General features: G+C 70.2%; 8 protein-coding genes. 5 read left to right on the top strand and 3 right to left on the bottom strand.

The window, feature by feature from the left end:
* Nucleotides 1–52 precede the first annotated feature (52 nt).
* Nucleotides 53–1,060 carry a Gfo/Idh/MocA family oxidoreductase gene (locus tag OG417_RS14045; RefSeq protein WP_329255351.1) on the top strand — a complete coding sequence of 336 codons (1,008 nt, stop codon included), beginning with the start codon at nucleotides 53–55 and terminating at the stop codon, nucleotides 1,058–1,060.
* Nucleotides 1,061–1,147: 87 nt separating this feature from the next.
* On the opposite strand, the gene OG417_RS14040 is transcribed toward OG417_RS14045, so the two are convergent.
* On the bottom strand, nucleotides 1,148–2,149 hold the full coding sequence (locus tag OG417_RS14040; protein ID WP_329255350.1) for an NAD(P)H-dependent oxidoreductase: 1,002 nt from the start codon (nucleotides 2,147–2,149) through the stop codon (nucleotides 1,148–1,150).
* Between the two features lie 53 nt (nucleotides 2,150–2,202).
* On the opposite strand from OG417_RS14040, the gene OG417_RS14035 reads away from it, so the two are divergent.
* Nucleotides 2,203–2,592 carry a MerR family transcriptional regulator gene (locus OG417_RS14035; protein ID WP_329255347.1) on the top strand — a complete coding sequence of 130 codons (390 nt, stop codon included), beginning with the start codon at nucleotides 2,203–2,205 and terminating at the stop codon, nucleotides 2,590–2,592.
* 155 nt (nucleotides 2,593–2,747) lie between these two features.
* Nucleotides 2,748–4,910: a WD40 repeat domain-containing serine/threonine protein kinase gene (locus tag OG417_RS14030; RefSeq protein WP_329255344.1), complete on the top strand. Its 2,163-nt coding sequence runs from the start codon at nucleotides 2,748–2,750 to the stop codon at nucleotides 4,908–4,910.
* Between the two features lie 36 nt (nucleotides 4,911–4,946).
* Here OG417_RS14030 and OG417_RS14025 read toward each other — a convergent pair whose 3' ends face one another.
* Both OG417_RS14025 and OG417_RS14020 read right to left on the bottom strand, forming a co-directional pair.
* Nucleotides 4,947–5,618 (bottom strand): hypothetical protein, encoded by a 672-nt coding sequence (locus tag OG417_RS14025; protein ID WP_329255340.1) that lies wholly within the window; start codon nucleotides 5,616–5,618, stop codon nucleotides 4,947–4,949.
* Nucleotides 5,619–6,121: 503 nt separating this feature from the next.
* Nucleotides 6,122–7,531, bottom strand: a complete 1,410-nt coding sequence (locus OG417_RS14020) for a C40 family peptidase (RefSeq protein WP_329255337.1) — start codon at nucleotides 7,529–7,531, stop codon at nucleotides 6,122–6,124.
* 518 nt (nucleotides 7,532–8,049) lie between these two features.
* Between OG417_RS14020 and OG417_RS14015 the strand changes: the two genes are divergently transcribed.
* Nucleotides 8,050–9,516 (top strand): hypothetical protein, encoded by a 1,467-nt coding sequence (locus OG417_RS14015; protein WP_329255334.1) that lies wholly within the window; start codon nucleotides 8,050–8,052, stop codon nucleotides 9,514–9,516.
* Nucleotides 9,517–23,217 (top strand): hypothetical protein, encoded by a 13,701-nt coding sequence (locus OG417_RS14010; RefSeq protein ID WP_329255331.1) that lies wholly within the window; start codon nucleotides 9,517–9,519, stop codon nucleotides 23,215–23,217.
* Nucleotides 23,218–23,228 lie beyond the last annotated feature (11 nt).

Below are 23,228 nucleotides of genomic sequence, written 5' to 3'. Positions count from 1 at the left end.
CGTGCCGGGACAGACCCGGAGCGTGATCAAATAGATTCTGAGGAGGCCATCTGTGGACACCCTTCGGGTCGCGTTGATCGGTTATGGCACCGGAGGTGCCGTCTTCCACGCTCCGCTCATCTCCGCCGCGCCGGAACTCGAACTGGCCGCCGTCGTGACGGCCGACCCCGACCGGCGGGCGAGCGTCCGCAGCCGGTACCCGGACACGGAGATCCTGGATCGTACGGACCCGGTGTGGGCGGGTGGATACGACCTGGTGGTGGTCACCACGCCGAACCGCTCGCACGTCTCCCTCGCCCGCGCGGCGCTCGACGCCGGCCTGCCGGTCGTGGTCGACAAGCCGGTCGCCCCGACCGCGGCCGAGGCGCGGTCGCTCGCCGGTGGCCCGCTCGTGGTCCCCTTCCACAACCGGCGCTGGGACGGCGACTTCCGCACGGTCGCCCGGCTGTGCTCGTCGGGCGCGCTGGGCCGGGTGCTGCGGTTCGAGTCGCGGTTCACCCGCTGGCGCCCGCAGATCAAGCCGGGCTGGAAGGAGACCGCCGACCCGGCCGCCGCCGGCGGCGTCCTGTACGACCTGGGGTCGCACCTCATCGACCAGGCGATCACCCTGTTCGGCCCGCCGTCTTCGGTCCACGCGGAGATCGACGTCCGCCGCCCGGACGCGGAGGCCGCCGACGACGCGTTCGTGGCCCTGACCCACGCGAACGGCGTCCGGTCGCACCTGTGGATGAGCGCCATCAGCGCCGACCTGGGCCCGCGCTTCCGCGTGCTCGGCGACAGGGCGGCGTACACCTCGTACGGGCTGGACGGCCAGGAGGCCCAGCTCCGCGACGGCCGGACACCGGACGACCCCGGGTTCGGCGTGACACCGCCGGAGGCGTACGGGCTGCTCGGCACCCCGGGCCGGACACAGCCGCACCCCACCGAGCACGGCCGCTACCAGGACTTCTATCCGGCGGTCGCCGCCGCGATCCGCGGCGAGGCACCCCCTCCGGTGACGCTGGACGACGCCGTCGCCGGCCTGGAGGTCATCGAGACGGCGCTGGGCCGCGTGCTCTAGATGAGTCGTCCGCGGGTGTCCGCGCGACCGGGAATGTTCGCTCCCGCGCGTAGTCTCGACCGATGACGGGCGGAGCGTGTTCCGGCGTCACGGCGCCGGGGGCGGGTCGGCGATCGGGGTGTTCTGGGCGGCGGCCAGCCACCAGGTGCCCTGCCGTTTGATCAGGACGTACATCGCCATCTCGGAGAAGCCCGGCTCGGTCAGGGCCCGCCGGCGGATGTGTGCGACGGCCACGCCCGGCGCCGGCGCGAGGACCTGGACCGGCTCGAACCGCGAAGGCGGAGCGACTCTCTTCGCCATGAGCTTGTGGTGGATCTCGTTGAGCGGCGTGTAGCCCGCCAGCGTGCGCCCGTAGGGGCTGCCCCAGAGGATGTCTCCGGCGAACATCCGGTCGTACTCGTCCGCGTCGACGGTGTCGCCGCCGGCCTGGAGCGTCTCGATGAGCCGCTCCACCGCCGCAGAGGCCTCGGCGTCCTCCGCGGGCGAGTGCAGGTGCGGCCGCTCGCCGTCCGGCGGCGGGGCGGCGCGCAGGCCCCTCAGCGACCGGCCCCACCGCGCCAGGCCGGTGAGCATCCGGCGGCGCGCCTCGTCCTGTCGCGCCCGTGGTGCGCACCGGCCCTGGTCGTCGAAGTCCTCGAAGAGGTCGAGTGCCACCTGCGGGCCGACGCCCGCCATACCGAGCTCGGCGGTGACGCCGCGCAGGTGCTCGACGGCCCTGACCCCGCCGCCGGTGCCGTAGCCGGCGAAGGCCACGGCCTTGTCCTGCCACTCGGCGTACAGGTGGTCCAGCGCGTTCTTCAGCACGGCGGTGGTGGAATGGTTGTACTCCGGTGACACGAGCACGTAGGCGTCGAAGCCGGCGACCAGCTCCGCCCAGGCCTTCGTGTGCTCCAGGGCGTACCGGCCGAACGCGGGCGGTTCGGGTTCGGCGAGCATCGGCAGGCCGACCTCTTCGAGGTCGACGACGGTGAGATCGAGGGCGAGCTCGCCGGGTTCGGGGCCGGCGCAGATCCACTCGGCGACCGCCCGGGCCCGCCGGGCCGGGCGGGTGCTGCCGACGAGGACGCCGACCTGCAGCGTTTCGGCCATGATGTTCCTCCTGTACGTCTCGTGGTGAGATGGCCGAGACGCTAGGGGGTCAAGTGAACTTGAACGCAAGCCCGCGCGACCGCGGGGCCGCGGAGTGGCACGTCTCCGGCCTCACGGTCGGCCAGGTCGCCGAGCGCATGGGCATCGCCAGGTCGGCGGTGCGCTGGTACGCCGACCAGGGCCTGCTGCCCTGCGAGCGGACGAGTGACAACCAGCGCCGCTTCTTCGCCGACGTGCTGTGCCGCGTCGCGATGATCCGCGCGGCGCAGCGGGTCGGGCTCACCCTGGAAGAGATCCGCGTGGCGCTCGCGGCCCTCCCACCCGGTCGGCCGCCGGCCTCCGAAGACTGGAACAGGCTCGCCGAGCGACTGCGCACGGTCATCGTGGAACGCGTGGACCAGCTGCTGAAGCTGCTGGATGAGTTCGAGCCGAACCCCGCCTGACGTGGTCGTTACTTGCGCACCCCCCTCCGGTGACGCTGGAGGACGCCATCGCGGGCCTGGAGGTCATCGAGGCCGCGCTCTCCCCCACTCGCCAGTGCGGTCCCCCGGGAACCGACGATGTCCCTCTCCCGTCGAACCCGATCATGGGTGGGGTCATGGATGAAGGGCGTCAGCTGATCAACGGGCGCTACCGCCTGGTCGAGGTGATCGGGCAGGGCGGTATGGGCACGGTCTGGCGCGGTCATGACGAGATGCTCGACCGCGAGGTCGCCATCAAAGAGGTCACTCTGCCGCCCGGCCTCGACGATGACGAACGTGCCGAACTCAGCACGCTCGCCCTGCGGGAGGCGCGTGCCACCGCCCGGCTCAACCATCCCGGGATCATCACGATTTACGACGTCATCGACGACGACGGCGTCCCGATCATCGTCATGGAACTCCTCCCCGGCCGTTCACTCGCCGACATCCTCAAAGAAGAGGTACGCCTGCCGTACCGGCGCGTCGCCGAGATCGGGAGGGCGGCGCTGGAAGCGCTGCGGGAGGCGCACGCCGCCGGCGTCGTCCACCGTGACCTCAAACCCGCCAACATCCTGATCAGCGACCGGCGGATCGTCATCACCGACTTCGGCGTCGCCCAGCGGGTCGGCGAGCGCACCGACGAGCCCGGAGACATCACCGGCACCCCGGCGTTCATGGCCCCCGAACAGGCCGAGAACGCCGCCGCCAGTCCCGCCGCCGACCTGTGGGCCCTCGGCGCCACACTCTTCAACGCGACAGAGGGCAGACCGCCGTACGAGGGCCCGGACCACGCCACCGTCCTGCTGACCCTGCTCACCCAGGACCCGCCGGCTCCCGTGCGCGCGGGTCCGCTCGCACCAGTGATCACGGCGCTGCTGCGCCGTGATCCGGAGCGGCGTCTGAGCGCCGAGGAGGTCGCCGACCGGTTCGCGGAGATCCTGCGCGAGGAGCCCGACGGCGCGACGGCCAGGGCCGCCATCCCCCAGAGACCGGCCATCGCGCCCGCTGCCACCGAGAAGCCGGCGGTGAGCGAGAAGCCGGCCGCGCCGTCGCCGCCGAAGACCGCCGGCCCGGCTCGCTCGGACGAGGACTCTCCCGTACGGAAGGTCCCGCCGCCGCACCGGAATTCGGACCGGGATCCGCGGATCCCTCCCGTCGACGCCCTGCCTCACCGCCCGCCGCCGGCCGTCAGACCCAGCCGAGTCCTGGCCATCACGGCACTCGTCGTCCTCGGCCTCACCGTGCTGTACACCGGGATCCATGCCGGCTCGGGCCACTCGCCCGCGAGTGCGCCCGCCGCGACGCCGTCGGTCCCGCTGGGCGATCCGCTGCCGACCGAGTCCGGGCCGCCCACCGGGGGCGAGCCGCCGGATGACCCCGATGGTTTCGACCAGACGGCGTTCAGCCCGGACGGCGACGCCGTGGTGTTCGGCGGAAGCTCTGAGGTCGTGCGGGTGTACGACACCGCCACCCGCAGGCTACGGCGCTCCTGGAAGACCGACGGCGAGATCCAGGCGCTGACCTTCAGTCCGGACGGCCGCACCGTCGCCGCCGCCCTCGACAGCGGGTCCGTCGACACCTGGGACCTCGCCACTCGTCACAAGCATGAGTACTCCGGGATCGATGAGGTGGTCGACGCGCTGGGATACAGCTCCGACGGCCGGACCCTCACCGCCGTCGGCACGAACGGTCACATCGCCATCTGGACCGTCCGTACGGGAAGGCGCGTCGCCAGCACGATGCCGTCCGGCTGCCTCGGCACGGCGTTGAGTTCGGACGGGTACGACGTCGCCTGCGGCTACTACCAGAGCGAAGGCGGCGGCAGCGGCATCTTCATCTGGAACGCCAAGGAGAACAGGCAGCGCACCTCATGGCCTGGGGCCGAGCCTGACGGAATGGCGTTCAGCCCCGACGGCAAGACCATCGTGTTCTCCAGCACGCGTGACGGCCGGCTGGAACTCTGGGACGTGGCCTCCCACACCAAGACCATCGAGTTGCACAGCTCCTGGGTGGCGCCCGACGGCCTCTGGACAGCGCCCGAAGGCGGGCTGGTGTTCAGCCCGGACGGCCGGACCCTCGCCGTTACCTCGACCGACTCGAGCGCCGACTCGAGCACCGACGAGGACATCATCGATATCTGGGAGATTCCCGGCGCCAAGAAGACGTCGGCGTTTCGGCTCATCGACACGCCGAAGACGCTGGCGCTCAGCCCCCGCGGCGACATGCTGGTCATCGCGGAGGGGCATGGCACGCTGTGGAATCTGCCGGCGCAGAAGCAACTCGCGTCCTGGACCGGATAACGACCTCCCGGCGCTCTGAAACGCTGGGCTCGACGCTCAGTTCGGAAGCGGGACGGTGAGCCTCCTCTCCAGGCCGGCGATCGCCTCCGTGACCGCCGCCCGTTGCCGGCGCAGGCCGGTACGCCGTTCGAGCAGATGCCGGGTGGCCGCCCGGAGATACGGGGTGGTCTCCTTCGGCGGCAATCCGCGCAGTGCCGTCAGCGCACGCTCGACATCGGCGAGATCGCCGTCGATCCGGCCTCGCCGGGCCACCTCGCGGGAGCGGCTCGCGGCGTCGGCGGTCCAACCCCGCAGCGTCTTGATCACCTGGTTGAGCCGCCTCTCCTGCTGCGCGAGCTGGTGCGCCGCAGCCGTGATGTTGGCGTTCTTCCGGGACGCGGGCAGATCATCGAGTTTCCGCCGTGCGTCGCGGACCGCGCGGAGGCGGCGGGTGGCAAGGGCCAGCGACCGGGGGACCGTCGCGGAGCGCTGCCGGATCAGGGCCTCAACCCCGATCGGCCGTGCTCGCGTGGACGGCACCGCGGCCCGCGCGGGCCGGACACCGGTTCCGGCCCACGGCCGGTCGGCGGACGCGAGGCCGATGAGGAGCACGAGAGCCGTCAGCCCGACGAGCGCTCGCCGAGACGCCGGCCGCTCCAGGATCCGCCGCGTGCCGCCGAGGACCCCGGCCGACGTCGACCGGCACCGGCGCTCGATGCGCGAACGCACTCGCCGCACCCCGGCCACCGCCGGCCGGGCAGGCAAGGCTGTTCTCCGGAAGGCCCGCAGCGGACCCCGTGCCGCGACGGCCCTGGGCCGCGCGATGCGTCCCGACGGCGCCTTGCGGGCCGACCGCTCCAGACGTCCCCTGCCGGAATCGCGTCCCACGCCGCCCGCCCGGGAAACCGACTGCGCCTGATGCTCCCCGCCGGAACCGCGCCCTACGCCGCCTGCCCGAGAAACCGACCGTCTCCTGCCGGTACCCGGCGTGGCTCCGGTCGCCTCCGGTGCCGCTCGGGCCGGGCGTCCCTTTCCTGCCTCGCGCTCCTTCCGCGCCGCGCCGGGCGCTTCGGCGGCGGTCGAGGCGGGCGAGGTGGCGCGTCTGCGGCGACGTGCTTCGGCACGGTGGTCCGGTGTGCAGTACAGCCGGGGCGAGCCGTCCGTCGTCGGAACGACCGGCCGGTCACATCCGGGAAGAGCGCAGGTACGCCCTGCGGTGGCCTTCGTCGACGTCACCGGCGATCACTCGGCCGGTGTGCGTGATGTGCGGATGTCCGATGGCCTGCGGTTCCCGACTGCCCCGTGCGGCCGATCCAGAACCTGACGCCGTGCTCGCCGGAACCGCCATGACGCCCGGTCGCACCGCAACCCGTACCGCGCCGCGAGCCCGCGTGCCGCTGCTCTCTCATCCGCTCCCCCGGATGGCCGGACACGCGTCGCGGCGTGAACGCCCTTCCTGCCGACGGCACGCTCGATGACACGACCGTCGGCGCGGGAGACGAGAGGATCTGCGGACCGGCGGGAGCTTGCGCGCGTCGCGTCTTCCGCGTCGCCTTCTTCACCGCCGCTTTCTTCGCCTTCTTCACGGCGTGCCTCTTGGCGGGCTGGGGCCGGCGGACGTGTGCCTCCGGGGTGCGGGCCGGACGTCCCGTGGACGTCGTCTGGGCGGCAGGCACGACAGCCGTGGCGATGTGCCGATGGCCCGTCGCCGGTTCGCGGTGCTTGTCCGGCTTGGGGGACTTATTCGGCTTCGGCGACTTGGGTGCCTCGCCGGCGCCGTTGTGGCCCGGCCGGGTGAAGCCGACGAAGCCGTCCGCCCTGCCCACGGTCACGTAGTTCTGGATCTTCACCGTCGTGCCCGTGTGCGGTGCGGCGATCATCGTGTGGCGGGCCGGATCCAGCACGATGCCCACGTGACCGGGACCGCTCATGCCGCGGTGATAGTCGAAGAAGACGAGGTCGCCCGGGCGTTCCTTGCCCTTGGCGATGCGATGGGTATGGAAGTACTGGACGTCGGAGGTTCGCGGAATCGAGACGCCCGCGGCGCGGTAGGCCTTCATCGTCAACCCCGAACAGTCGAATCCGCGCGGGCCGACGCCACCGTAGATGTACGGCTTGCCGATCTGTGCGCGGGCGTAGGCGATGACCTTGCGGCTGATCCGGGCCCGGACCGCGTCGGCCGAGTCGGCCTGCTGGGAGACGTCTTCGCTCGATGCCGGTTCGGCGCCGCGGCCGGGAGCCGTGGTGCCCTGTGCCAGCGTCCGCTCCAGCCTGGCGAGGTCCGCGGTGGCGCGGTCGTAGGTCACGGGCGAGGCTCCGCGAACTCCGGCGAGTTCGCTCCGGACCGTCTCCAGCGCACGCAGCGCGCTCCTGACCTTGGTCAGGTCGTTCTTGTCCTGTTGCCGCACCTGGCGTACGGACCGCTGGGGAGCCGCGCCGCCGTGATGCGGAGTCTTCGACGGCGTGACCATCTCGATCACGCCGGGGTGTGATGCGCCCGCGGCCAGCGCGGTGAACGTGGTGGCCGCGAGGACCGGCCACAGCACCGCACCCGGGCCGGGGCGCAGCCGGGCCGCCATACGGCGGAGCTTCGTGTGGTTCCACGGGAGATGGAGCCGGTTGAGAGGTAGGCGACGGGACATTGCTGCTCCTCGGGTGCGCGGCAACGCCAGGGCGTGGGCCTGCACCTGTCGACGACGGAACAAGGGGTCGAAAGAAGTGCAAAGCACGGGTGCTCCGCCAGGTCACGGCGAATGAGCACCATCCCGACGCGGCACGCCCACCACTTGTTCAGCAGCCGGCTCAACCGGATGACCACCGCGGACAGGTCACGCAGCGGTTCCGCCATCGCGCCGATGGCAGCTCACAGTCTGAGTAAAGATCCATCCCACGTCAAGTCGCACGGCGCAGGCGCTCCTTGACAGCGGAGCCCGCCGGGCTCATTCTTGGTCTTCGCATACCGGGTGTGTTGGGTGATCTTCCCTGACGCGCTCGAAGGCGGGTCGCCGGCCAGGCCGCGACGCGCGAGACGGCGGAATACCGCCCACTCTTCTGTTCTCCCTGCCCTCGGCGCCCTTCTGGCGTCATGACGCCCGACGCCGCATGAAGGCGCCGGCGCTGTCGGGCACCCCGACCCGGTAAGCCGACGAGGAGTCCTCCCGTGAAGAAGCCCTCCCCTCCCGCCCGCCGTACACGCGAATCAGACGACGACAGACGCTCGCCATGGCCGTTGCTCTTCCTCGTCGTCGCGCTCGTCTGCGGTGTCATCGCCGTGGGCATGTCGATAGGCCGGGACGGCGGCCAGAGCTCGGCCGCGCGACAGGAGCCGGTTCCGACCGCTCCGGCGACCCCCAAGGTCGCGCAGCACCGCAAGGCGCCGAAGAAGAACGCTCGCCCGGACAAGCCCGCGCCGGTGAAGGCGGCGGCGTACACGAAGGCCGCGGCCGGCACTCCGTACGCGAAGAAGCTGCGCGCCAACCAGGAACAGCGCCGGCTCGTCAAGAAGTCGCTGAGCACGATCGCGCGGATGCAGCAGACGATCACCGGCCGGTCCGGCACATCCTCGACCGAGCTGAAGCGGCTCGAGTCCCAGCTTCGCGCCCGAGACAAGAGCCTGGCCGCGGAGCAGACCCGGCTCGTCGCCGCCGCCCGCTCGTGGAAGACCGCTCACGCAGCCGCTCCGAAGAAGGACTCGATCGTCCTCGCCGGCGACGACGAGCCCACCGGAAAGGCGAAGAAGAAGACGACGACCGCCGACTCCGACTCGGCCGGCAACCCGCTCGCCGACCTGACCGACTCGGCCGGCGAGCCGCTCGCGAACCTGGCCGACTCGGCCGACGTACCGGTCTACGACCCGGCCTCGGACGACCCGGCCTCCAGCGACACGGCGACGGCGCAACGGCCCGACATGTGCGCCCTGAACGGCAGCGACGCGTCGGTGACCGGAGCGACGCCGCAGTACTGCACCGTCTGCTCACGGCGCATCCCGCTGAACGGTGACCTGACCGATGACGTCTCCTCCGCGCGTGACGACGCCACCACGGCCGTGCCGCGGATCTGCGTACCGGTCTCCGACGGCAGCGACACGACGACGGCACCGACCTCGTCGGTCTCCTCGCGCAACGCCGGCGTGTGCCTGATCAAGGAGGGCGCCTCCTCGGACGGCACCCCGACGACGCTGCCCCAGCGCTGCGTGCCCTGCCCGGCCGACGCGTCCCAGCAGGGTGTCACCTCGGCGACGGCCGGCCTGGAGGCACTCGAGTCGCTGCGGCGAGTGTGCGCGGCGCTCGATCCCTCCCAGGACACGGTGGACGAGGACGGGACGGCGGTACAGCAGAGCGACACCTCCGCCGGGACACGACAGGTCCTGCTGTGCCCCGGCGACAACGGTTCGTACCGGCCGTGCGCTCCCTGCCCCACCTCGCAGCGGCAGGCCGGCGGCGTGATCGTCCCTCTGTGCCTCCTGAACGGGGACACGACCTACTCACCGGACACCTCGGGTCAGGACCTGTCCGGTGCGACCCGGTCTCCGTACACGACGCCCGATCGGGCGTCCACGCCCGACACGATCCCGTACGGCTCGCCGTCGGACGACGGCCGGCCGTCCGCCTGGCAGGACAACAGCTGAATGCAGACCCTGGAACTGATCCGGCTCGTGCTCGGCACGCTCGCGCTGGTCTTCGGCTGCGCCGGCGCGCTGAGCCGATGCCGGATCAGTTCCGCCCTGGGCGCGGTGGCGATCGCGGTCGCCATGGCGCTTCTGGTCGGTGACCTCGCCGTACCGACGAGACTGACCGGTCCACGCACGGCACGGGCCGACACGGTGTCCTCCACGGGCCGGCCCGTCCCCGACGACGTGAACCGGCTCGGCACCGAGCTGAAGAAGACGATCGGCCGGTTGAACAAGGAGGCCGAGCGCGAGGCCTCGACGCCGGAACCCGAGGGGGACGAGCTGCGGCGAATGCTCCGACGGCTCGCACCGCCGGGCAAGGACACGGACGCGCCGGCGAGGTCTTCGGCGGACCGCGAGAACGCGACGGGTGGCGGCGACGCCCCGCCCGCGCGCACGCGCGACGACGACGCGGGGCTCGACCGGCTCGGCGACGACATCCTGCGGACGCTTGCCGCGGCCGGAGTCGTCATCACCGACGACACCGCGCTGGCGATCGCTCGCGAGCTGAGGCCCCGGCTGTCGCCGACGGCCCTCGCCGACGCCCGGCAGCGCGTCGCGCTCGCGAAGCGGGTGGCCGCCGCCGTCAGGACCCTGCGGCTCGCGCCGGACGCGCGCTTCCGGTTCACCGCGGCACAGATCGCCCAAATCGTCGCGTTGACCGGCGGCACCGTGAATCCGCCCCAGGCGCCGCGACACGTGGCGAACGGCGAACGGGGCAGCCCCGGCGTCTCCGTGTCGACGCGGGCGTACGCCTCACGGATGAACCCGCGGCAGCCGCAGCCGCGGACCGTACGGCCCGCCGTGGTCCGGCAGGCGCAGACGGTGCGGGTCTCCTCGTCCGCGCCCGTCCGCGGCGGCGCGGGGACCTCGGCGGCGCCGGCCGTACAGTCGCTCCAGGCGGTGGAGCAGGAGATCCGCCGGCAGGAGGCACTGCTCGGACAGGATGACGCGAGACTCGACGCGCTGAGGGCCGAGGCGAACCAGTGGGCGCCCCTCACCGACGCGGCCGAGTACGTGATGGCGCTGCACGACTTCCGCACCGGCCTCCGGGGGGAGGCGTCCACCGCCCTGGCCGAGCTCCGGCGCGCACTCGCGGGGAAGGCGTCCCGGCGGCGGCGAGGGGACCTGGCCGCCCAGGCCGAACACGCGATCGGTGCGGCCGACCGGCTGGCACGGCTGGAGGCGCGGGCGGCCTCGGAACCGCTCCCGGCCGATCTGGAGAAGCGGCTCTCCGAGATCACCGCCGGGATGCCGGCGGATGCCGCCGCGAAGATCCACTACACCGTGGCGGTCCACCACTGGTTCGAACGGCGGGACCCCGCCGTGACCGGCGTGTGGAAGCTGAGACAGTCCTCCGGCAGGCTTCGGCTGACCGGCTACGATCCGGCCGGCGCCAATACGGCCACCCGTCTGAAACCGCTGCGAAAGCACATCACGGCCATCGGCGTGCGGTTGACGTCGGCGCGGCTGCGCCGTGACGCCGCGCGGACCGCCGCGCTCGAACAGCAGCGGGCCGCCGCCCAAGCCCAGATCTCCGCGGTCACGGCCGCCGCCCGGCGCCGGTCCGTCACGGCCCGCGACCTGAGCCGCTACCGCCGTACCGCGGTCCGCAGAGCGCACACCATCGCCGACGAGGTGGCCCGCCGGTTGGACGAGCCGCCCCCACGGATGTGGCCGAACCAGGGCGACCTGGCGGCCGTCTCCCAGCTCCCCGCCCAGGGGCCGGGCGCCGGTCTCGCCGCCGCGGAGACGGTCCGGCGGCACAGAGACGGCTTCGTCCGGCAGGCGAAGGCTCTCCACCAGGCCATGGAGACCGTGAGCCGGCTGACCGGCCGAAGCCGCCTGACCAGGACCGAACGCAAGGAACTCGGCCGAGCGCGTGACCGGGTGGAGCTGCTCTCCCGCTACCTGTCCGCGTGGACGCTGGACCCGGTGACCGCGGAGCCGCGGCCTCCGGAGAGCGTGTTCACGGTGCCCGCGTACGGAACCGACCCCAGGACCGGCAAGAAACTCGTCGTCGCCACGATGGACGAGCGGCGCGACAACGTCGAATCCCCGGTGACCGCGCCCGGCGACATCGAGTCGTGGGGCGGCATCCACGCCACGCAGGTCAGCGACACCAAGGGCCACTATCTCGTGGCGCGTGCGGTGCCCTGGTGGCCGTTCGGGGGGTTGCTGCCGGTGTGGAGCAACGACAGCGCGAGGTTCGACGCCGAGTTGCGGTATGCCGGAAACCACTATTCGTACACGAAGAAGTTCGCGTTCGGAAAGGCGGAGCTGCGCAGCCTCACCGAGATGACGCGTTTGGGCGGTGACCTGCTCAAGGGGCCGTTCGTCCTGCCGGGATCACCGATGACCGGCGTCCCGTTCGGCTCTCTCGACCTCACCTCGCATGTGCCGGTGCCCCTCGGCAAGGTGCAGGTGGCGCTCGGCACCTACCTCAGCCGGGAGTCCGGGCTGCTGCTGCCGGGGTCCGACGACGTCTTCGCCTACCCCGGCAAGGTCAGGCTGGTCGTCACCAAGGGCGATACCGAGATCCCCGACGGCCGTCCCGCGGAATGGACCCACTCCGAAGAGGCGACCGGCAAGACCCTCGTTCCGGAGAGCCCCGGACCCCGCTGGGCGGCCCCTCAGCTGAAGAGCGGCGCCGGAGCCCAACTGGTCGTGGTCCGGCCCATCGACACACGCGACCTGGTGGCGCTCGGAAACTGGATCGCGGGACTCCTCGGTCACGCTCACGGTAGCGCCCCCCTGCCCGCCCAGCCCATCCTGACGACACCACCGGCCGACCCGGCCCACCAGGTCGGCTCGGTCGGCTTCGTCGTTCAGGTCCAGTACACCGGTGAGGCGAAGAACCAGATCAGGACCCAGCCGGCCGATCCCAGGACGAAACGTCAATGGGAGATCGGCGTCGGACGCGAGGTGGTTCTCTCACCGTTCATCGCCGTCGGCGGCTCGCCCGTTCCCATCCCCTACACCTCCTGGGCCATCCCTCCGTACGTCGGCAACATCACCGGCGTTCCGGGCAACGTGGTCTTCGGCGAGAAGGTCGGCACCGGCCAGGATCTGGCGGCCGGGCTCCTGGCGAAGATTCCCGGCATCGGCGAGGGCAGGCGCAAGGAGATCGAAGAGGCGCTCACCCGTGCCCTCGCCGAGGCCGAGCAGCAGGCACTCGACCAGGAGGCCGCCATCCGGCAGGCCCGCGACTGGCTGCCCGATGGCTCCGCCCCGCGGACCCCCGCCGTCGTACGCCGGATCGGGCAGATCGCGACCGCCGACCGGCGCGACGTCACCCTGTCCCCGACCCGCGCTCATGCCCTGTCCGTGGACGGCACCCGGTATCGCGTCTACTCACCACGCACCAGGACCACTCCCCAGGACATCGCCGTGGGCGCCGTCGCCAAGAATCGTGCCGCGGGCCCGGGCGGTCTCCCCGGCCTGATCGTCAACCTGACCGGTCTGGCGACTCCGGTCGACACCCGGCAGGTGATCGACGCCCTCCGCGCGAGACATGCCCGCCTGCCCGCCGATCTCGTCCTCGTCGACCAGTCCGGCGCGTACATCCAGGTGTCGCGGGCACCGCCGTCACCGGCCGTGACGCGGGTCGCCCGCGGGCTGGAGGCGTCGGGACGCCAGGTCGAGACGCGACCCAACGCGACCCTGTACGGCGAACCCGTCCTCCTCGTCGGTGGTACGCCCTACGGCGTCCACCACGTGTCCGGAGGCGCCACGCCGGTCCAGGTCGCCGAGGCCGCCGCCAACGCGTACACGGACCGTATCGAGGGCGCGGTCCCGGGCAGCGCCCGCCGGCCCGGCCTCCTGATCGACCTGTCCGGCGCCGACCCGCAGGTCACCGTGGGGGCGCTCACCGAGGCCCTCGCCGACTACGTCCCGGACCTACCCGACGAGATCCTCGTACTCAAGCAGGACGGCACCCCGGCCGCCGTTCCCCACCACCGCCTCCAGGAACTGCACGACCGCTACATGTCCGGGCTCGCCGGGCTCACCACCGTCAACGGCGTTCTGTACGTCCCGCACGAGATCCGCGTCGAGCGCGTCTTCGGGCTGAGCGGCCGGCAGCGACTCACGCAGGAGATCGGGAGGGCGCTGACCGCGTACGAGCGGGCCGCCGGCGGCCTGTCCCCCGGCGACACCCGCCCGCGCGGTCTGCTCCTCGACCTCACCGGTGCCCCGAACTCGATCTCACCGGCCGATGTCGTCACCGGGCTCGACGACTACGTCGGCCGGCTCCCCGCCCATGTCATCGTCCGCCGCGGCACCACCGACACCGAGTACCGCGTCGATCGGCACGCGGATGAGATCGTGCGCGTCCCACGGGCCATCGGCGATGTGAAGGAGGTCCGGAGCACGGAGCCGGACCTCTCCGGCCGCGCCCAGCGAACGAACGCCGAAGACCAGCCCCTACCGCCTGCCGTGCAGGACCTCCGAGGTCCGCTCTCGAACTCCTCGGATCCGCAACGGGCGGGGCTGCCGTTGCAGGAATGGTTCCTCGGACCGATCGACAATGTCACCGGGGAGCTTCTCGACCGTGGGCCGTTCACGGACGCGCCTCGGCTGAGCCGACGCGAATTCGAGTATCTTGTCACCTGGCTGACCGCTCACGCCGACGCCGCGGCAGAGCTCGGATCGGCGCGGGAATTCGGCGTTTTCGCGGTACCCACCGCACGGTACATGGATTCCACCAGTCCATTCCCGTGGTGGATCAGTTTCCGCATGGGTTCTACGGGGGCGATATACGGCCCCAGAGGCGGCGCCGGCCTGTTCCACAACCAACCGAGCGGCTCTCTCGAGCCAAGTGGCCGGGACGATGGTGGCGGGGATCTGGGCCACCTCAGGAAGACGCCTGTCGAGTTCGCCTACCTGATGGCGCGGGACTACGACGACTGGTCGACCGTCCGTTACGACCACGACGGCGAATACTCGGTCATCGACGGCCCGCTGACGCTGCCGCGAAACATCGACACGGCTTACCGGATGAGGCCGCTCGAAAGAAGGCTTGCCGACCTTCGCGGAGCACGGACGGCGGTTCTCCACCTTCAGCACAACATCCGGTCCAAGCTGTCAGGCCACTCCGGCACACTGAGATACGGCTACGAGCTGAAGTCCGGAATCGCCAGGCTCGAAAGGCTGGCAGCCGGCGAAGAGGTCGACGACTTCACCGTGACCAGCGAAAAGGAACGCCGCAGGCTGGCGTCAGCGATAAAGGCTTTCAAGAAGTCACTGGGAAGATCTCCGCGTCTGCTTGATCGACCGAATCAACATTGGATGATCAAGTTGATGGACCGGTGGCTGGCCGGCCTCGACGAGCAGATCGAATCGATCCAAACGTCTCTGATCTCGGATCATCCCTTTGCCGAGCCGCTGGATCTTCCCGATTCCGACGTCGACCGCCGGTTGCGCGAACTCACCCGTCAGGTCCACTCCGGCGCGAAGACCTTGCGCACGGTACGTCTGGCCACCGGGTTCCTTCTCCAGATCTTCGACCGGGCCGAGAGAAACGTCCGGGTCCCCTATGACTTCCATTTGATCAACAGAGACGAACGAGAGGCCTTCGTTCAGGCGCTTCGACGCGACATGATCGGCCTCAAGAACATCAGAAGCAAGGATGACCCACAGCGTTCGTTGGCCGGCCGGCTCACTACGGTCGTGTCGCGATCGAAACAGCCCGGGCCGCTGAGCGAAAGCGATAAAAATGTACTGCTCGATGCGTTGATGGAGTTCGAGCGGTTCGGCGACGAGCAGGAGGAGAGTTTCCGGCGCCTCCTCGACCAGTGGCAGAGCCTTGTGCACGGCCGCTCCACCCGGCCGCCGGCGGCGCGCGTCGCCCCTCGTCTCGATGAGTCCGTACGCCCGCAGGTCAGAGCCTTGATAGCAGACACCATGAAGGCCAGGCGGCGGGCGATGAGAACGAAGCCGGTGGACCTTCCGCTGGACCTGCGGCGTGACTCCCAGCTCACCGATGAGGCCGACAGGCAACTCGAGTTCGAGCAGAGCCTGGTCGATCGCATCAACCGCATCGCCGACGAACTCGAGCGCTCCCCGGACGAGGTGACGACTCATGTCGCCCGTTTGAGCAATGAGCTCGATCTGGCCATCAGCCGGTACGAGCTTTTCAGCGAACTCGCCGGGGAGAACCGCGCCGTGGAGTTCGCTCTCAGCCGGAAGAACCCCACTCGCGTCGTCACCCAGACGCTGAGGTGGGTGAACCGCTGGAACGCGCAGATCGAGGCGGCGCGGTATCGCGCGAAGCGCACGGTCCCGGGGTGGTCGTTCGGCGATCCCCTCCCGAACCAAGATGCGAGGACGACGGGCGATCTCCCCTTCGCCTCCCGCACCGCGGGGGCGACCGAACCCATGGGTGACGCCTCGGCACGGGGTTCGAACGCCCTGGACGGTGCGTCGAACAGGAGGATCCGTCAGTGGTATCTGGACCAGATCGCCCAGCTGGGACGTGTCGAGGACGCCATGCGGGCGGAGGGCAGGTCCGAGGAGGAGATCGCACGGCGGCTGGTCGGGCTGCGAAACGGCTTCAGAATCGCGGCCCGCGCCCAGATGCCGGACCCGCGACAGGTCGAGGAACTGGAAGCACGCGACCTCGAGGAATACGGCGACCCCGCCGGCCCGACCGCCGACCAGCTGTACGTCAAGTACGGTTCGTGGCGGGGAGTGCTCGACGCGGTCTACCGGACCGATGAGCGGTTCGATCTGCTTCGCTTCGGCGTGACGGGCCCTGTCGAGCCGTACCTCGATTTCGCGCATCCGGCGAACGGCGAGGCCGGACTCACGCTGGAGCGTCGCGTGCTCGGGTTCGTCGATGTCAACGGCGATCTGCTGTGGCGCGACGGGCCGGACGGACGCGAACGGCTGAGCGTCGCGGAGACCCAGGCCGCCCTGAACACTCTGGTGCGGCACGCCGAGCTCAGCAGCGAGATCGGCGATCCCCGGGAGGTCGCCGGGAGCCTGGAGAAGCAGACACCGGGCGGAACGGTCTCCACCCTGAGGCTGGCCGGGCCGACGGCGGCGGGCGTCACCCTCCCCAGCGACAAGGAGTACGTCCACTTCCATCCGCTGGCCGGCGTACGTCACGGGGCTCTGGCCGGGCCGTCGTGGGCCGACCTCCGCCATGCGAGCTACGCGCGGCTCGGCTTCTCCACGGTGTTCGAGAAGCACACCGACGAGCGTGGTGTCCCCTGGAGCGGGACCGTCTTCGTCGCCAACCGCAGGGGCGATCCACGCACGGGCGACCTGGCCGTCGCGAACGACTTCCAAGCGCTCGTCCGGACCGACCCGGCGGCCACGGCGCTGCGGAGCAGGCTGCTCGACATCAGAGCGCAGCAGTACGCGATCAAGACCGCGATCGCCTTCCTCGGTGAAGACACCGGGCGGTCCACGAGCGGGACTCCGCCCATCGACAACCTCATTCCGCTGATGGTCGTTCGCGGCCTCACGCGCCACTACTCCGACCATCCGGAATCCGGCTCTCCTCATGTGGCAGCCGGTGTCTCCGCCGCCGACTGGACACGACTCGACCAAGCCCTCGAGGCCGCCGCCGGACGACCCGGACGCGACGGGGCGGACCCGACCGCCATCGAGGACGGGCTGGTCATCATGAGGCGTTGGCTGCGTGCCTTGGCCGAGGACCGGACGGCGACGGGACGGGAGTACCGGCAGCGGATTCAGGAGCTCCTCGACCAGGCGCGGGGACAGGCCCTCTACGCCGGCCGGGTGACCGGCGTGCCGCAGGACGTGCGCGAGAACGTCGTGGCGCTGGACCGCCGCCGCACCGAACTCGGCGGGAAACTCGACCGTATCGCGCGCGCCAAACGCTACCTGGGCACCCTGCAGGCCGAGGCCGTCCTTCCCGGCGGCGACACGGGCCTGCCGTACGAGCGCGGCGTCGCACACGCCTACCATCCCACTCTTCACGATCAACGGGACGCGCTCCTGTCCCTCTACCACGACCTGGCCGGGCTGGGGGCGGGCGACCAGATCCTCACGCTGTTCCGCGACGCCGATGCGGGCCGGTACGACCAGCGGGCGGCAGGGCAGGTCTTCGCCGCCCTCGACGCGCTGGAGAACCGGATCAGCGGCCCGTTCGACGCATTGACCGAACAGATACGCGCGATCTTGGCGCCCTACCCGAAGCAGCCCTCCCGCATCGTGCCGCAGGCCGTTCCCACGATCAGCCGCAGGCGCTACACGACACTGCTGGCGCGGCTGGCGAAGGCGGACCCCGGGCGAATGACCGCGACCGTGTCACTCCAGCGTGTGCTCGCCCAGCGGATCTACCTGCGGGCCGGTTCCACCGCGGTCGCGCTACGGCGGGAGGAGGAGGCCGCGGGCCGCACCGGCCGGCCGAGCGCCGCCGTCGCCCAGCTTCGCTACACGCTCGAGGTCTCCGTCGCACAGTTCTCCTATCTCGAAGCGCATGTCGGAGACGAGGCGGCGACGGAGGCGCTCCTGCGCGACCAGGTCCCCGACGCGTTGACGTCCGGCACCCGCGCCGCGATCGCCGCGCAGGACCAGCGGCGCGCGGTGTACCGGGACTGGCTGGCCCGGATGGGCGCCGGCGACTCCGCGGGCGAGAACACCGGTGGCCGCCCACCGGTGTCGGACGGCGGCTCGGCGGCCCGTGCTTCTCGTGCGGCGAAACCACCGTCGTTCCAGCGGTCCGTCGCCGCCGTGCGTCCCGCGACAGGCGATGCGTCGGCCGCCGCGCGAGCGCGGTTGGACGCGGTGATCGCCGGGTTGCTCGGTGCGGACGGAGACCCCGCCCGGCTCGAGTCGGCGGCACGGGCACAGGCGAATCTGATCGCCGAAAGGCTCCGGCACGAATTCGCGGCTCAACGTACGCAGGAGGCGAAGGCCGAGGGCGACCGCTCACACAAGACCACGAACAAGGCGATCCAGAAGGCGGCGAAAAAGGCAGCGCAGACATTCCGTCGCCATGCCGCGCGGCGGATCACTCTCGCCCTCGCCGTCGAGAGGGGCCGGCAGGACGGCATCGCACGGGCTCGCGCGAATGTGGAGAATTGGAGCGACTCGCAGGATTCCCTGCTGCGAAACCTCCTCCGTGACGTGCCGGGTGACCGGCAGCGCGCCAGGCACATCGCCCAGACCTATTCCTCCACCGAGCGTTTCCACCGCCGTGATCTGCGTAGCGCCGCGAATCGGCAGGCGCGGCGCTGGTACCACGAGTTGATCCGTCAGTACCTCGCCCAGGGGTTCTCCGCCCGCGAGGCCACCGCGCTGGCCCGCGATGCGGCACTGAGCTACCGTGACGCGGCCTACCGGGAGATCGACCGGCTGCTCGCGCGAGAGCGCGCGCAGGTCACTGAGGCGTTGCGGGCCGAGGGCGTGGAGTTGCCCGATACCGCCGCGTCCACGAACAGCGCGCCGACCGGCCGGGCGAACGAGCCGCGGACCGGACCGTTCGACACCGGACCGGTACCGCCGGTGGATGTTTCGCTGGCCGGAGCCGCGACGGCGTGGCGAGCGACCCAGCCTCAGGTACAGCAGATCGTCTCGGCCGCCCGGCAGGAGTTCCAGGACCAACTGCGGCAACGAGACGACAGCCGACCGTGGAACGAACCGGCCGCATGGATGCGCGCTCGGGCCGGCAGGCTCGCCGAGGACGTCTTCCGCGCCTACCAGGACGCCGGCCTGCCCGAGGACCTCGCCCGGCGCGAGGCCGCCCGCACGTCGGCCTTCTTCCTGGAAACGGCCGCTGAACAGGCGCACAAGGACGTCGCCCATGCTCTGGAACCGCTGACCGGCCAGACGGACGCCGATCAGTTCGCGGCCGAGACGGGTACGGCGGATGACCTGGCCGAACTGTTCAGGCGGTCTTCCGCGCAGAAGGATCTCGTGCCGGTGAATGCCGAGCGCCCGGCAAGCACCGAAGTTCCTCATCAGGCGTCGCCTCTCAGCACCGACGACGTCGCGGCCCGATCCCCGGCGGAGGACAGGCCGCAAGGAGGCGACGGTCGTACGCCGATCGGCCAGGCGACATTCGAAGACTGGTTGCATGGCCAGTTCATGCGGCAGGACGCCCTACTCGACGACAGGGCACAACCGATCGTCGATGCGGCGACATCGGACATCAACGCGATCGTGCGGGAAAACCTCGGCAAGCTCGGCTGGCAAGACCTGAAGGACCTCGTGATCAGCCGGAGCCGGCAGGCGTACACGGAGTTGGTGCGCCTCTACGGTGAGGCGCATACCGCGCAGGAGGCCCGGCTGCTGGCCACACGTAAGAGCGTGGTGACGCTGGATCCGCTGTACGGCGATGCCGTGCGGAAGACCTACGGCGACGATGTCGTGTTCGGCCGGACCTCGGCCGACGATGGTGCTGCGCTACAGGAGCCCTCGCAAGAAGGGACCTTCGCGGCCTTCGACGGCGGCTCGGTCGTCGACGAGTGGCTTCATGACATCAACACCGGCCAGAACGCGATCCTCGACAGCGCCTCCGAAGACATCACCAGGCTGAAACAACAAAGCGGCGCACAGGCCGGATCCTCGGCCCTGAACAGGATGGTTCAGGCACGCAGCGGACAAACGTTCCAAGACCTGACCGACCTCTACGAACGAGCCGGTTTTACCCCGGACTATGCGAAGCAACTGGCCGCCGAGAAGACCGCGACCACACAAGAGTCGCTGTTCGGTCCGTCGTCCGGGTGGGTCGAGGGAGATGTCACCGTGCTTCCAGAGAACGGACCGAGTGACTATACGATCAAGACCAATGCCCTCATGAGGCCTGTGCCGCCCGAGAGCGGCGGCGCGTTCGATGACGTCTCATCTTCAATCAGGTTCGGCAAGACCGGAGAAGTCTTCGGCTCGGTCGGCAAGGTCCTCGGCATCGCAGGTGAGGCCCTGGATCCGCTGTTCGCCCTGGGCACCGTTTACAGCACCGTGGACAACATGGTGAACGACGGAAATCGGTGGGCGTATCTGTCCGCCCAGTCGCAAGGCCGGCAGGACATGGCGGGACGTTCGGCGGCGTGGGGGCAGGATTTGCCCGATACCGGGCTTCCGCATCGCGCCGAGAATCCGTTCGCTCCCGCGCCCGTCGTGAACCGGGCACAGCAGTCGGCATTGTTGGCGACGGCGGTGTCGACGGCGGCGCAGGACGGCATCGACTCCCCGAGAATCGTGTGGAACTACACCACGCCGAGGTACAAGGACAACTTTGGTGACTGGCTCGGCGGTGAGCCCTATGCCGCTACGGGTGACGCCGGCAACGACGCGGTCTGGAACCGTTTGACGGTCGAAATACTGTTGAAGAATCCGCAGGCGGTCTCGCTGGCGAACCACCCGTGCGTCACGGACCCGAACTCGTGTTCGGCCGAGGAGCGAGCGGCCGTCACCAAGGCGTTCGACGACCTGGAGGCCGGCGCACACACGCGGGCGCTGGCCTGGGTGATGGATAAGTATGGTGACCAGGATCTGGCGAAGTTCAAGGACCCGCACTACAGCGATGAGTACTACGGCGTCATCGGGCAGGCGGTCGCGAACGGCCAGGGCAAGGTCATACCGCAGCAGATCGCGCAGATGTACAACTCGGCGTCGGACGCGGACAAGGCCAAGGCGCGCCAGTATCTCCAGCGGATGGCGACGCAACGGACCGCGACCGCCCAGCAGTGGCAGCGGTGGGGAGTGCCGCAGAACGCGATCGACCTGCTCGGCACCGATCCACAGGCCGCCACGTGGCAGGCGCAGGCAGCGCTGCGGACGCGTTATGGCGCGGTGGCGGCGCAGATCGACAACGCGACGCGGGTGTTCACCCCCGACCCGAGCAAGAACGCACGGCAGAACGCCGCGGCCTACCGAGAACTCACGGCGAGTTCGCCGGCCGCGTCGGGCCGGGGCGGGTCGTCGGTCTACACCTACGACTGGACGAAGTCGCCGCAGCAGAACGCCACGGCCTATGCCGCGATGGACATGGCGCACCAGGGCGCACCGGTCGCCGGTGTACCGGTGTTCGAGCCGACGTCCGGGTCGCTGGTCTCCGCGCTGACGTACCGGCCGAGCGGCGTGGGCGGTGCCGGAGAGCCCGTCTACACCTACTCTCCGATCGACCCTCAGACGGCGACCTTGGCGCTGGGGCACGACCTGAACGTCCAGGCCCAAGGTGCCGACTGGCGGTTGCAACAGCAGGCGAACACGCTCGCGTACGAAAAAGCGCTCCAAGAATTCGTCGCCCAGGGAAAGCTGTTCAAGGCGAGCGACGGCAGCTACTACTATTACGGAACAGCGGCGGCGAACAGCGCCAACCAGGCGGCATTCGCTGCGGCGAACACGAAGTACGCGCGGTCGTATTACGACCAGCTGAACACGGCGTACCAGACGAAGCTCTATCACGCGATGGTGCTGGCATCGCAGTTGCCATGCCTGTCCGGAGAGTCCGCCACGGACTGCGTGGGCCGCCGTGAGGCCTCCGCCAAGCAGCTCGCCGACGACGCGAGCGTGAGCGACGCCGACATCACCAGTGGCGCGGCGATATCGAAGATCACGCCGACGGGCGGAGAGCAGAAACTGATCCACCAGAACGGCGGCGACACCGTCCAGTCCTCCTCACAGACGTCGCAACAGCAGGACGCCGACACGATCTGGAAGACCGGCACCCAGGCTCAGAAGGTCAAGTCGTACGCGCTCCGCTACCCCGACGTCCGAAAAGCGGTCAACGACGCCGACAAGGCCACCCAGCAGGCCAAGGCCGATCCCAGCGACCCGGTCGCCTCCGCCACGGCCGACGCGGCCGGCGCCGGCCTCGTCGTGGCCGTGAATCGGCACGACGTTGATGAGACGAGGAACAAGACGAAGATTCCGCCGAATCTTTCCACCGACGAGAAGAGCGAACTCTCCACCGAGACGACCAATGCCGCCGTCGCGCTGGGCAAGGCCTACAACGACGCCGAGGCGGCACAGCAACGGCTCGACGCGATCAAGGGAGCCGTCACCACTGTGGACTCCACCCACGCGGCGCTCGAACAGGCCAAGAAGACCTCGCAGTCGAACACGGACATCGATCCCGGGCTCGACCCCGGCGACAAGTCCGCGCTCGCGGACAACGCGCAGCAGAATCTCACCGACTCCGAGGAAGACTACCGTCACGCCCAGAACGCATTGAACTTCGCCGTTCATTCCGGGAAGGACGACGACCAATCCGATGGCGGCCCCAGCGGAAGCATCACCGACAACCCCGGCGCCCAAGGCCACTGCTGGCAGGACGGCAGTTGCGGCCACGCCAACGCCGACGGTGCCGATATCAACAAGGGCGCCAACTACGAACACGACCAGAACGGCCCGCAGGAGAACAACACCAACGGCGACGACGAAAAGACGGCCAACTACAACCACGACAACAACGGACCGCAGGAGAGCAACAACAACGACAACGGCGGCGACGCCAAGGACACCGGCGGTGGGACGAGCGGGCCTCAGCAGTCCTCGACACCTACGCCGACACCTACGCCGACCCCCACGCCGACGCCCACACCGACCCCGACACCGACCTCGACGTCGAACTCCAGCCCTCCCCCCGACAACACCGCCGAGAACTACAGCCACGACCAGAACGCCGACGTGAACAACCAGACCAGTTCGAACGGCGGTGTGGGCGCATCAGTGAGGTGAGGTGCTCGGGG

Origin of the sequence: Actinoallomurus sp. NBC_01490, assembly GCF_036227085.1 — a bacterium.
Classification (GTDB): Bacteria; Actinomycetota; Actinomycetes; order Streptosporangiales; family Streptosporangiaceae; genus Actinoallomurus; species Actinoallomurus oryzae.
Note: the sequence above shows the minus strand (reverse complement) of the source record. Positions and strands in the feature narration are given on the sequence as shown.